Below are 11,458 nucleotides of genomic sequence, written 5' to 3' on the forward strand. Positions count from 1 at the left end.
AGGCAGGATAAAACAATGAAATTCAGTGAACTGTGGTTACGCGAATGGGTAAACCCGGCGATTGATAGCGATGCGTTGTCAAACCAAATCACGATGGCGGGTCTGGAAGTTGACGGTGTGGATCCTGTTTCTGGCGCGTTCAACGGCGTTGTGGTGGGCGAAGTGGTTGAGTGCGCTCAGCATCCGAACGCTGACAAACTGCGCGTCACCAAGGTGAATGTCGGCGGCGACCGCCTGCTGGATATCGTCTGCGGTGCGCCAAACTGCCGTCAAGGGCTGAAAGTGGCTGTAGCAACCGTTGGTGCCGTTCTGCCGGGCGATTTCAAAATCAAAGCCGCAAAACTGCGCGGTGAGCCGTCTGAAGGCATGCTGTGCTCGTTCTCCGAGCTGGGCATTTCCGACGATCACAACGGTATTATCGAACTGCCTGTCGATGCACCAATTGGTACCGATATCCGTGAATACCTGAAGCTTGACGATAATACTATCGAAATCAGCGTCACTCCGAACCGCGCCGACTGCTTAGGCATTATCGGTGTGGCACGTGACGTTGCTGTACTGAACAAAGCCCCTCTGGTTGAGCCGGAAATAGCGCCAGTAGCCGCAACCATTAGCGACGTCCTGCCGATTCAGGTCGACGCGGTGGAAGCCTGCCCACGCTATCTGGGCCGCGTGGTGAAAGGCATTAACGTTAAAGCGCCAACCCCGCTGTGGATGAAAGAAAAACTGCGTCGTTGCGGCATCCGCTCGATCGATGCCGTGGTTGACGTGACTAACTATGTGCTGCTCGAATTGGGCCAGCCGATGCACGCATTCGACAAAGACCGCATTGAAGGCGGGATTGTTGTCCGCATGGCAAAAGAAGGTGAAACCCTGGTATTGCTGGACGGCAGCGAAGCGAAGCTTAATGCGGATACGCTGGTGATTGCGGACCATAACAAAGCGCTGGCAATGGGCGGCATCTTTGGTGGCGAACACTCCGGTGTGAATGATGAAACGCAAAACGTCCTGCTGGAATGCGCGTTCTTCAGCCCGCTGTCTATTACCGGTCGCGCACGTCGTCACGGTCTGCACACCGATGCCTCTCACCGCTATGAGCGTGGTGTCGATCCGGCGCTGCAACATAAAGCCATGGAACGTGCTACGCGCCTGCTGATCGATATCTGCGGCGGCGAAGCGGGTCCAATCATTGACGTGACGAACGAAGCCTCGCTGCCAAAACGCGCAACCATTACGCTGCGCCGTAGCAAACTGGATCGTCTGATCGGACACCATATTGCGGATGAGCAGGTGAGCGATATTCTGCGCCGTCTGGGTTGTAATGTCACGGAAGGGCAAGATGAGTGGAAAGCGGTAGCGCCGAGCTGGCGTTTCGATATGGAGATCGAAGAAGACCTGGTCGAAGAAGTCGCCCGCGTATACGGTTATGACAATATCCCGAATACGCCAATTCAGGCGGGTCTTATCATGGGTACGCATCGTGAAGCGGATTTGTCGCTGAAACGCGTAAAAACCATGCTGAATGACAAAGGCTACCAGGAAGTTATTACCTACAGCTTTGTCGACCCGAAAGTCCAGGCGCTGCTGCACCCGGGTGAAGAAGCGCTGCTGCTGCCAAGCCCAATCTCGATTGATATGTCGGCAATGCGTTTATCTCTGTGGACCGGCTTGCTGTCTACGGTAGTGTACAACCAGAATCGTCAGCAAAACCGCGTGCGTATTTTCGAAACGGGTTTACGTTTCGTACCGGACACGCAGGCCAATCTCGGGATCCGTCAGGATCTGATGCTGGCTGGCGCGATCTGCGGTAACCGTCATGATGAACACTGGAATCTGGCAAAAGAGACCGTTGATTTCTATGATCTGAAAGGCGATCTGGAAGCGGTTCTCGACCTGACCGGCAAGCTGGCGGATATTCAGTTCAAAGCTGAAGCGAATCCAGCACTGCATCCGGGGCAGTCTGCGGCGATTTATCTGAAAGGTGAACGCATTGGTTTCATTGGGGTTGTTCATCCTGAACTGGAACGTAAACTGGATCTGAACGGTCGCACTCTGGTGTTTGAACTGGAGTGGAACAAGCTCGCAGACCGCGTGGTGCCTCAGGCGCGTGAAGTTTCTCGCTTCCCGGCGAACCGTCGCGACATCGCAGTCGTTGTGGCAGAAAACGTTCCCGCTGCGGATATTTTATCCGAATGTAAGAAAGTTGGCGTAAATCAGGTAGTTGGCGTAAACTTGTTTGACGTGTACCGCGGTAAGGGTGTTGCGGAGGGTTATAAGAGCCTCGCTATCAGCCTGATCCTTCAGGATACCAGCCGTACACTTGAAGAAGAGGAGATTGCCGCTACCGTCGCCAAATGTGTAGAGGCATTAAAAGAGCGATTCCAGGCATCATTGAGGGATTGAACCTATGGCGCTTACAAAAGCTGAAATGTCAGAATATCTGTTTGATAAGCTTGGGCTTAGCAAGCGGGATGCCAAAGAACTGGTCGAGCTGTTTTTCGAAGAGATCCGTCGTGCTCTGGAAAATGGTGAGCAGGTAAAACTCTCTGGTTTTGGTAACTTCGATCTGCGTGATAAGAATCAACGTCCGGGCCGTAATCCGAAAACGGGCGAAGATATTCCCATTACAGCACGGCGCGTGGTGACCTTCAGACCCGGACAGAAGTTAAAAAGCCGGGTTGAAAACGCAACGCCGAAAGAAGAGTAATCTGAACTAACTAAAAAGGCCGCGAATGCGGCCTTTTTTCTTAGTGAGCCAGAAGGAAAAACAGCCCGGTCAGTGCTGCACTCAGCAGGTTAGACAACGTGCCCGCCAGGATCACTTTAAGCCCCATTTTAGCAATGAAACTTTTTTTCCCCGGCACAATCCCCCCCAGTACGCCAATCAATGCGGCAGGAGAGGACAAATTGGCAAACCCTGCCAGCGCCATGATCGTTATTACCTGCGAATATTCCGACAGTTGGTCTTTCATTGGAATAAAGCTGGTATACGCGACGAACTCATTCAACACCAATTTTTGACCTAACAGGCTGCCAATTTGCAAGACTTCATTAGTGGGAATGCCCAACAGCCAGGCAACCGGAGCAAAGAGGTAACTGAAGATAAATTGTAGCGTGACGTTACCATAGCCGAAAAAGCCACAAAACCAGCCCAACAAGCCGTTCACCATAGCAATTAATGCAATCAGTGCCAGAAGCATTGCCCCCACGTTAGCGGCTAGCTTCAGCCCGATAGTCGCGCCATTTGTCGCCGCTTCAACGATGTTGATAGGCTTTTCCTCTTGACCAAGCATATCGCCTGACACGTCGGCAGTATTTTCGGGTTCCGTTTCTGGAAACAGCATTTTCGCCATTAACAGACCGCCTGGTGCTGACATAAAAGAGGCGGCTACCAGATAGCGAATTTCGATCCCCATACTGGCATAGCCAACCAGCACTGAGCCTGCGATAGAGGCCACACCACCTGTCATGAGGGCAAACAGTTCTGAGCGCGTCATGCGTGGTGCATAAGGCTTCATCAGGACGAAGACGTCAGTATTGCCCGCAAAAATATTGGCCGTTGCAGCCATGGATTCTGCCGGGCTGGTGCGCAGCAGTTTATGGATACCCGTACCGATGAGACGGATAATCCACTGCATGATGCCCAGGTAGTACAGCACGGAGAACAATGCTGACATAAAAATGATAATCGGCAGAACATGCACGGCAAATACAAACCCCATTTTGAACTGTCCGAGATTACCGAAGAGAAAGTTAATCCCTTCCGACGAATAGTTCAGCATGCCGGACAGACTGTTTGATATGGCGAGTAAGATTTTTTCCCCTAAGGGGACATACAGGATAAATGCAGCAAAAAGAGCCTGGATTGCAAAGGCGCCGCCAACAGTGCGAAACCGGATAGCTTTGCGATTTTCTGAACATAGCCAGGCAACGAGTAACAGGACAACAATGCCAAGTATGACGATGAGTATCTGCATGGTTTATCCCTCATCGGCATCAATGATGCTTCGGAAAAGATCTTTAAAGAGCGCATCCCGCTCAATAAATTTTGCGACCTGAATGACGTGACGGCGGTTATCAAAACTCCAGCTCAGATTGTCATTGATCAAAGGGGATGTAAGGTATTCACAGGTGAACCAGTCAGGATTCAGGACATAGCCAACCGTAGTGATATCCCAAATGACTTTGCGGGATGCAAAACCAATCCAGGGGCATCGCGGGGCAATTTCAGCAAAGTAGCTACCAATGCGGCTGGTCTCTGCAAAATAGTGCTGCATCTCTGGGACCGATGAGGCCATAGTGTTAGCCACGCCAAAGCAGGGGATTTGGGTGAGCGCTACGCCGCTATCAAAAAGTACCCGACTCGCCGCAATGTCCTGCATCAGGTTGAATTCATGATTATCTTTCCAGGCATAACTGTTACCCCCAAGCCAGATGACATGAATCTTTGTGACGATGTCCGGCGCGAGGAGCAGTGCGTTAGCGATATTGGTCGGCGCGGCGATTGCGAGTACATGTAATGTTTGCTCAGCCGTTCTTGCCCGGTTAATCAAATCCTGTACTGCTGCTGACATCTCCGGCTGGTTGCTATCTTTCAGATAGCGTGTTGAACCCTGGAATATTTGCGGTATGTTTTCGCGGCGGGGGAGTTTGTTAAATACGCGATAGATCTCATCGACGCTCAGTTGCATGCCTACTGCGGGATCGTCAACATATGTGTGCGAGCCCTCTTTACCAAAATAGTGGTTGGTAAACGGAGCGGCGTAAACAGCTTGCAGATCGAGGCGCTCCGGGTGCAAGAATGCCCAGGCAATGGCCATCTGATCGTCAATTTCATTGTAGGTATCGCTGTCAATAACGATAGGCACTTTGCCATACTTAGGTGGCGTAATTAAGGTAATACGCTGCGCTGAAGTTAATTCAGGCCAGTGGATACTTAACATCGTTAATGTTCCTTAAGTTAGAAGTCGTAGGCCAGTCGATAAATGAGAATATCGCCATATCCATCCGCACCAAGTTTGTTATAAAAGTACCGATACATTAATGTGGTGGATATATGAGGCATGATTTTCCAGGTAATATTCAGGCCGCCGTTTAAACCATTGCTACCATGATTGTTAGCGGTATAGTCCTCATTACGGTCAAGTTCTATTTCATTCCAATTGGACAGTAAGAAGTCCTGGTTGAGGAGATTGAAAGCATAACCAGCGTTCCATCCAATTGAGAAACCATTGAGTCCATTAATATCATAAGCTGGGCCAAAATTACTGTGTGCGGTAATGTTACTGACGAGCAATCCAGGGTTTAAACCACCATCCATCGCCTTTCAGGTCGGTATAGCCAAGCCCAATAAATTGATTCGTCTCTTTAAAATTAGGGCTTTGCGAATTATAGACTTTTGTAAATAGGCTGGTACCCGTTTTCCAGAGGTAGGTATGAATTTCACCATTCGCAGTCTGCCCCTGATTTCCTTCGTCATCTAGAATGTTTTCAAAATCATAAAAACCGTACATTTCACCCCAATCAAAACCAATACCTCCCTCAATACCAATTAAGGCTTGTTCATATTCGAGGTCTTTAACACCGGCATCCCAGGATTGATAGTCAAAATGTATATTCCCCCAACCGTATTGTTGTTCAGCTAATGAGGAAAAAGCTACGCACGATAATAAAGCCCCGAAGGCGATTTTTTTCATTTTATATCCCTATTTTGGTGGTGGGTAAATATCAGTATTTAGTACAAGCTAATCGTTTTAATACGAGTTCATGGGATGGCATATTGGCTGCGCCTTCACGCTCTACGGCCAGTGCTGCAAATACACAGGCGTAATGAATTGCGCTAGCAATATTTTCTCCACAGGCAAGTCGTGCAGCGAGTGCACCATTAAATGCATCACCGGCGCCGGAGGTATCAATATTAACGGCGGGATATGCCGGGAACTGTTGGTGTGTAGATCCATCAAATAACCAGCACCCATCTTTGCCTAACGTAATTAGAATATATTGTGGTCCCATTTGGTGCATGGTTTCGGCGGCCTGACGAATATCGTCTGGCGTACGAATAGCCTTGCCAATTATCGCCTCTGCTTCTGTGAGGTTTGGGGTCAGGATGTGTGTCCAGCGGAGAAGGTCTGTCACCTCCTTGCGCCATGGTGCTGGATTCAGGATTGTCATCACCCCGGCGGCTTGTGCGAACTTAATAGCTTGAGCTGTAGCGTCAGGATTGTTTTCCATCTGCGTCAAAAAAACATTGGCGGTGCCAATCTCGTCATAACAGGATATAATTTCTTCACTCGTTATTTCCTGATTAGCCCCTGGATTAATAACGATTACATTATCGCCAGCCTCTTCGGATATCATCACTACGGCACTGCCGGTTGGTGCATCATTTTTGGTAAAGATGGTTAGTTTTTCTAATCCTACGCCATTTAAAAAATGCTGGGCTTTGGTTGAAAACTCATCTTCACCTAATTTGACTGTAAAATAAGTGCGAGCATTGGCTTGTGCGGATGCTATCGCCTGGTTGCTGCCTTTCCCTCCGGGTAAACAACAGGAAAAAAGCGCGCGCGTAGTTTCCCCTGAAATAGGAAAACGGTGAAGCCGATATACTAAGTCAGTATTAAATGAACCCAGAATGTAAACTTTCCCATTGTTTTCGTTCATTGATATTTCTCGTTCGATCTTTGATTGGTTAATGATGATGTTTTGGTGCAAATAAAGAGAGTTATTCTCATATAATGGGAATGCATTGTCGTGATTATATACAGCACCTCCATAGCATGAGCGGACATGTCCTGTTTTTACGAGGTCATTGATGTCGCGGCGGAGTGTTCTTTCCGTAACATCAAGTACCTTAACAAGAGATGATATTTTTACACTTCCTTGTTTTTTGAGTAGTGTTAAAATATAGCGAAGACGTTGTTTTTTGTAACGACAGGGCATCTAATCCTCACTTTTCATGAATGTGATGAGAGGTCCATGTAATAAGTTTATTTTGTCTATGCGTTAATTTTTTGGTGAATGAATTTATTTGTTGAATAAATAGTTAAAGATCTGATTACCACTAAGTACACCGATGATACCAAATACACCAGGCCAGACAGTAGGGGCTGGGATGGGGAGTTTTATTAATGTAAATATGAAGCCAATAATTGCACCAGCAATAAGCGAAAGAATTATATCCATAAGATAATTCCTGAGGGTGTTATGATGATACGAAGACTACACAATATATTTACGTATTGATGAGAAGACAATCACACAAAACTTCTGCAACCGGACATCCTGTCCGGTTGTGGTTATTTATTTAATCTCAGGAACGATATTAATAATGACAGGTACTACCTGGTATTGCTGCCAGCATTGCATTATGCAAAAGTCTAAGGTTCATGCTGTTTTGGGCCATTGCCTCATTTGCGGTAGAGCTTCCTTCCATGTTTTTTGCTTTCATCGTAAAATTAATGAGATAACCCATAAAAAAAGTATAAACATGCAACCTTTTGCACAATTACAACGTCGGCGAGACCGATACTGGTTAGGCACTTTATCGCTGTTGCTATTGGTCATGCTCGTGATTAGCTTATGCGCAGGAGAACAGTGGATCGCCCCCGGCGACTGGTTCAGCGCCCGCGGCGATCTGTTCGTCTGGCAAATCCGATTTCCCCGTACCCTCGCCGTTTTGCTGGTAGGCGCTGCGTTGGCCTTATCTGGCGCAGTGATGCAAGCTCTCTTTGAAAACCCGCTCGCAGAGCCTGGATTACTGGGCGTGTCTAATGGCGCGGGGGTCGGGCTCATCGCGGCGGTGCTGCTGGGGCAGGGGCAGCTCCCCGGCTGGGCGCTGGGTTTATGCGCCATCGCTGGGGCGCTGATTATCACGCTTATTCTGCTCCGTTTTGCCCGCCGTCATTTGTCTACCAGCCGTCTGCTGTTGGCGGGGGTGGCGCTGGGGATTATCTGTAGCGCGCTAATGACATGGGCCATCTACTTCTCCACTTCATTTGATTTGCGACAGCTAATGTACTGGATGATGGGGGGCTTTGGTGGCGTTGACTGGCATCAGGCCTGGCTCATGGTGGCGTTGATTCCGGTGCTGGTGTGGATCTGCTGTCAGTCGCAGCCGATGAATATGCTGGCGCTGGGGGAGACTTCTGCACGTCAGTTGGGATTGCCATTATGGTTCTGGCGCAACCTGCTGGTGGTCGCCACGGGCTGGATGGTTGGCGTAAGCGTGGCTCTGGCAGGAGCGATTGGCTTTATTGGGCTTGTGATCCCACATATTCTGCGGCTGTGCGGCTTAACCGATCATCGCGTGTTACTGCCGGGCTGCGCGTTGGCTGGCGCTATTGTGTTACTGTTGGCTGATGTTGTCGCGCGTCTGGTGCTGGCCTCGGCTGAGCTGCCAATTGGCGTGGTGACGGCCACCATGGGCGCACCGGTATTTATCTGGCTATTGTTAAAAGCCGCGCGCTAGAACGCGTTGATTCGGTCTATGATTAAAAACTGAAAATCCACCTGTTGTTCTGGAGATGCTATGCAAAACACTATCCTCGATACAGACGTGACGACCATCGACGGCGAGGTGACCTCACTGCAGCCGTATGCCGGAAATGTGCTGTTAATCGTCAACGTTGCTTCAAAATGTGGGCTAACGCCGCAATATGAGCAACTGGAGAATCTGCAGAAAGCCTGGCATCAGCAGGGCTTTACCGTTCTTGGGTTCCCCTGCAACCAGTTTCTGGGCCAGGAGCCGGGCGGTGAAGAGGAAATAAAAACGTACTGCAGTACTACCTGGGGCGTTACCTTCCCGATGTTCAGCAAAATTGAGGTCAATGGCGAGGGACGCCATCCGCTGTATCAGAAACTGATTGATGCCGCGCCAACCGCCGTCGCGCCTGCGGATAGTGGATTCTATGAGCGAATGGCGAGTAAAGGTCGGGCGCCGCTCTACCCGGACGATATTCTGTGGAATTTCGAGAAGTTTTTAGTGGGTCGGGATGGTCAGGTACTGCAACGATTTTCACCTGATATGACGCCTGAGGATCCTGTTCTGGTGCAATCCATCAAGATGGCGCTGGCAAACTAATGTCTCGATTGATGCAGCTACAGGATGTAGCAGAATCGACCCGGCTCGGCCCGCTTTCTGGTGAGATAAAAGCAGGGGAGATCCTGCATTTAGTGGGGCCTAACGGCGCAGGAAAGAGCACACTGTTGGCGCGAATGGCGGGGCTGACGACCGGCAAGGGCAGCATCACCTTTGGTGATGTGTCATTGGATGAATGGCCGGCAGCAAAGCTGGCGCAATATCGCGCTTATCTTGCGCAACAGCAAAACCCGCCGTTTGCGATGCCGGTCTGGCATTTTCTGACGCTGCATCAACCCGATAAAGCACGCACCGATCTGTTACAGGAAGTCGCCGATGCGCTTGGGCTTGGGGATAAGCTGGGACGCAGCGTGAATCAGCTCTCCGGCGGTGAGTGGCAGCGCGTGCGCCTGGCTGCGGTTATCCTGCAGATTTGCCCACAAGCGAATCCATTCGGCCAGCTTTTGCTGCTGGATGAGCCGATGAACAGCCTGGACGTGGCGCAACAAAATGCGCTGGACCGGATGCTGGGTCAGCTGTGTTTGCAGGGCATCGCGATTGTAATGAGCAGCCATGACCTTAATCATACCTTACGTCATGCGCACAAGGCCTGGCTCCTCAAACGCGGGAAGCTGCTTGCCAGTGGTGCTCGTGATACGGTACTAACGCCGGCCAATCTGTCTGCGGCTTATGGCGTGAACTTCCGTCGTTTGGATATTGAAGGCCACAGAATGCTCATATCAACCACTTAAGTTAAATGGGTTCTTGAAAATCATATAATTTCCACGCTAAATTGACATAAAAATATAATTCAGAGGATTCGTCCTGAATGCGCTTTTGGCTTCTTTTCATCACAGCATTGTTTTTGGCGGGCTGCAGCAGCCATCGTGCTCCTGCGCCAAATGCCCGCTTGTCGGATTCTATCGCCGTTATCGCCGGGCTTAATGACCAGCTACAAACCTGGCATGGCACACCCTATCGTTATGGCGGCATGAGCCGTAGCGGAGTGGATTGTTCTGGATTTGTATTGATGACAATGCGCGATAAATTCGATCTGCAACTCCCGCGTGATACCCGCACGCAATCAAAGATTGGTACCGAAATTGATAAAGATGATTTGCTGCCCGGCGATCTGGTGTTCTTTAAAACCGGGTCTGGGGAAAGCGGTCTGCATGTCGGAATTTACGACACCAATAATCAATTTATTCATGCCTCAACCAGCCGTGGTGTGATGCGCTCGTCACTGGACAACGTTTACTGGCGCAAAAACTTTTGGCAGGCGCGACGTATTTAATCCTCATCAGTCACGAGGCTGCCTACGGCTGAGCAGCCTCGACATTTCCATTTGTTAGTAACTTCTTATTTCTGCCGCCAGCCGGACAATACCCCTGAACATTAAGAGCGTATCTTGCTAAAAATATGATTTATTCCGAGATATTAAAAAGTGCAAAGCTGGATATTCGCTTATAATCAGGATAAGCTAAAAAAAAGGGATTCGATTTACTGGCTATAAAGGGAAAAATGAAAGGGCCTCTACTTGCATCAGCAATAACGTATTTCTCCATCCTTTGCTACAGGATGCCGGATAACACCTATGCAGAGGGGCTGGCACGATGATTGTTTCAATGGATACTCTTTACCATTCAGAGTTCTCTTTTCTCCCTGCGAGAAACGAAAAAGGCGATCTTGAATACGTAGATATCATTACCAGTTTTGCCAGTGCGCAGGGGGATGTGCGTATACCCACCGAGCTGGTCTTACCTCGGATGTCGGACGAAGAGCAATGTCGCTTATTTACCGAAAAGCTTGAATTAATCGAAACGTGCCAACATTTTTTTATTCAACGAAAGGTTTCTGCCTGGATTAATTTAACGCCGGCAATTGCTAATACTTTATTATCAGATGCTAAATTTGCTTCACAAGTTGAACGATTGTCATTTCTGGAACTGGCTATTAATGAAAACTATCCAGAGTTAAATAATGGAAAAGCGAATCCAACGCTGGCAGCACTGGCGGCGCGATTTCCATTAGTACTGACAAACTATGGTGCTGGTGGCATATCAAATCGGGCAATTTTTGATGGGCTGTTCAAACGCGTCGTGCTCGATAAAAACTTTGTTCAACAAAGGATTACACATATTTCGTTTGAGCCATTTATGCGGGCTATCCTGGCACAGCTATTTCCCAGCAGTGAGTCAATTATCATTAGCGGTATTGATACACCCGAGATGTTAGCGCGCGTACTGCCTCTGGGATTCAGCGCCATGCAGGGCGCGCTGTGGCCTGCTGTGCCCCCCGCGCAGATAATTTCGCTCGCGAAGATATAACCCTCATATTTGCTGGTGTTTAACAGGCTTTTAACAGTCTACACTAGAGACA

General features: G+C 49.2%; 13 protein-coding genes. 7 read left to right on the forward strand and 6 right to left on the reverse strand.

Features of this window, described 5'->3' with window-relative positions; translation table 11 throughout:
- Positions 1-15: 15 nt before the first annotated feature.
- Positions 16-2,403 carry a phenylalanine--tRNA ligase subunit beta gene (gene pheT / locus GPJ68_RS10785; RefSeq protein WP_104651788.1) on the forward strand — a complete coding sequence of 796 codons (2,388 nt, stop codon included), beginning with the start codon at positions 16-18 and terminating at the stop codon, positions 2,401-2,403.
- A gap of 4 nt (positions 2,404-2,407) precedes the next feature.
- A complete protein-coding gene (ihfA, locus tag GPJ68_RS10790) occupies positions 2,408-2,707 on the forward strand; it encodes an integration host factor subunit alpha (protein ID WP_003030571.1) in 300 nt (99 codons plus the stop codon).
- Positions 2,708-2,747: 40 nt separating this feature from the next.
- On the opposite strand, the gene GPJ68_RS10795 is transcribed toward ihfA, so the two are convergent.
- From GPJ68_RS10795 to GPJ68_RS10815, 6 genes are all read right to left on the reverse strand, one after another.
- Complete coding sequence (locus tag GPJ68_RS10795; protein WP_104651787.1) at positions 2,748-3,977, reverse strand: NupC/NupG family nucleoside CNT transporter; 1,230 nt, start codon at positions 3,975-3,977, stop codon at positions 2,748-2,750.
- A 3-nt stretch (positions 3,978-3,980) separates the two neighbouring features.
- Positions 3,981-4,943, reverse strand: a complete 963-nt coding sequence (locus tag GPJ68_RS10800; RefSeq protein ID WP_109017545.1) for a nucleoside hydrolase — start codon at positions 4,941-4,943, stop codon at positions 3,981-3,983.
- Positions 4,944-4,960: 17 nt separating this feature from the next.
- Complete coding sequence (locus tag GPJ68_RS25135) at positions 4,961-5,320, reverse strand: outer membrane protein OmpK (protein WP_255489676.1); 360 nt, start codon at positions 5,318-5,320, stop codon at positions 4,961-4,963.
- Positions 5,283-5,696, reverse strand: coding sequence for a hypothetical protein (locus GPJ68_RS25140; protein WP_255489685.1), 414 nt, complete (start codon positions 5,694-5,696; stop codon positions 5,283-5,285). The genes GPJ68_RS25135 and GPJ68_RS25140 overlap by 38 nt, the downstream gene beginning before the upstream one ends.
- Positions 5,697-5,727: 31 nt before the next feature.
- Positions 5,728-6,942 carry a PfkB family carbohydrate kinase gene (locus tag GPJ68_RS10810; RefSeq protein WP_104651785.1) on the reverse strand — a complete coding sequence of 405 codons (1,215 nt, stop codon included), beginning with the start codon at positions 6,940-6,942 and terminating at the stop codon, positions 5,728-5,730.
- Positions 6,943-7,026: 84 nt separating this feature from the next.
- Positions 7,027-7,185, reverse strand: a complete 159-nt coding sequence (locus GPJ68_RS10815; protein ID WP_049268801.1) for a DUF1427 family protein — start codon at positions 7,183-7,185, stop codon at positions 7,027-7,029.
- A 304-nt stretch (positions 7,186-7,489) separates the two neighbouring features.
- Here GPJ68_RS10815 and btuC point away from each other — a divergent pair, with 304 nt between their 5' ends.
- The 5 genes from btuC to GPJ68_RS10840 all read left to right on the forward strand — a co-directional run bounded on the left by btuC (position 7,490) and on the right by GPJ68_RS10840 (position 11,406).
- A complete protein-coding gene (gene btuC / locus GPJ68_RS10820; RefSeq protein ID WP_032931198.1) occupies positions 7,490-8,470 on the forward strand; it encodes a vitamin B12 ABC transporter permease BtuC in 981 nt (326 codons plus the stop codon).
- 60 nt (positions 8,471-8,530) lie between these two features.
- Positions 8,531-9,082 (forward strand): glutathione peroxidase, encoded by a 552-nt coding sequence (locus tag GPJ68_RS10825; protein ID WP_103283877.1) that lies wholly within the window; start codon positions 8,531-8,533, stop codon positions 9,080-9,082.
- Complete coding sequence (gene btuD / locus GPJ68_RS10830) at positions 9,082-9,831, forward strand: vitamin B12 ABC transporter ATP-binding protein BtuD (protein WP_016152874.1); 750 nt, start codon at positions 9,082-9,084, stop codon at positions 9,829-9,831. The genes GPJ68_RS10825 and btuD overlap by 1 nt, the downstream gene beginning before the upstream one ends.
- Before the next feature lie 77 nt (positions 9,832-9,908).
- Positions 9,909-10,373, forward strand: coding sequence for an NlpC/P60 family protein (locus tag GPJ68_RS10835; protein ID WP_003832591.1), 465 nt, complete (start codon positions 9,909-9,911; stop codon positions 10,371-10,373).
- A gap of 319 nt (positions 10,374-10,692) precedes the next feature.
- Positions 10,693-11,406, forward strand: a complete 714-nt coding sequence (locus tag GPJ68_RS10840; RefSeq protein ID WP_019076659.1) for an EAL domain-containing protein — start codon at positions 10,693-10,695, stop codon at positions 11,404-11,406.
- Positions 11,407-11,458 lie beyond the last annotated feature (52 nt).

Source organism: Citrobacter sp. 172116965 (assembly GCF_013458095.1).
Classification (GTDB): domain Bacteria; phylum Pseudomonadota; class Gammaproteobacteria; order Enterobacterales; family Enterobacteriaceae; genus Citrobacter; species Citrobacter braakii.

What these genes read in the sequence shown, in the direction of transcription:
- pheT (WP_104651788.1), top strand. Translation starts at nt 16, where the DNA reads ATGAAATTCAGTGAACTGTGGTTACGCGAATGGGTAAACCCGGCGATT.
- ihfA (WP_003030571.1), top strand. Translation starts at nt 2,408, where the DNA reads ATGGCGCTTACAAAAGCTGAAATGTCAGAATATCTGTTTGATAAGCTT.
- GPJ68_RS10795 (WP_104651787.1), bottom strand. Translation starts at nt 3,977, where the DNA reads ATGCAGATACTCATCGTCATACTTGGCATTGTTGTCCTGTTACTCGTT.
- GPJ68_RS10800 (WP_109017545.1), bottom strand. Translation starts at nt 4,943, where the DNA reads ATGTTAAGTATCCACTGGCCTGAATTAACTTCAGCGCAGCGTATTACC.
- GPJ68_RS25135 (WP_255489676.1), bottom strand. Translation starts at nt 5,320, where the DNA reads ATGGATGGTGGTTTAAACCCTGGATTGCTCGTCAGTAACATTACCGCA.
- GPJ68_RS25140 (WP_255489685.1), bottom strand. Translation starts at nt 5,696, where the DNA reads ATGAAAAAAATCGCCTTCGGGGCTTTATTATCGTGCGTAGCTTTTTCC.
- GPJ68_RS10810 (WP_104651785.1), bottom strand. Translation starts at nt 6,942, where the DNA reads ATGCCCTGTCGTTACAAAAAACAACGTCTTCGCTATATTTTAACACTA.
- GPJ68_RS10815 (WP_049268801.1), bottom strand. Translation starts at nt 7,185, where the DNA reads ATGGATATAATTCTTTCGCTTATTGCTGGTGCAATTATTGGCTTCATA.
- btuC (WP_032931198.1), top strand. Translation starts at nt 7,490, where the DNA reads ATGCAACCTTTTGCACAATTACAACGTCGGCGAGACCGATACTGGTTA.
- GPJ68_RS10825 (WP_103283877.1), top strand. Translation starts at nt 8,531, where the DNA reads ATGCAAAACACTATCCTCGATACAGACGTGACGACCATCGACGGCGAG.
- btuD (WP_016152874.1), top strand. Translation starts at nt 9,082, where the DNA reads ATGTCTCGATTGATGCAGCTACAGGATGTAGCAGAATCGACCCGGCTC.
- GPJ68_RS10835 (WP_003832591.1), top strand. Translation starts at nt 9,909, where the DNA reads ATGCGCTTTTGGCTTCTTTTCATCACAGCATTGTTTTTGGCGGGCTGC.
- GPJ68_RS10840 (WP_019076659.1), top strand. Translation starts at nt 10,693, where the DNA reads ATGATTGTTTCAATGGATACTCTTTACCATTCAGAGTTCTCTTTTCTC.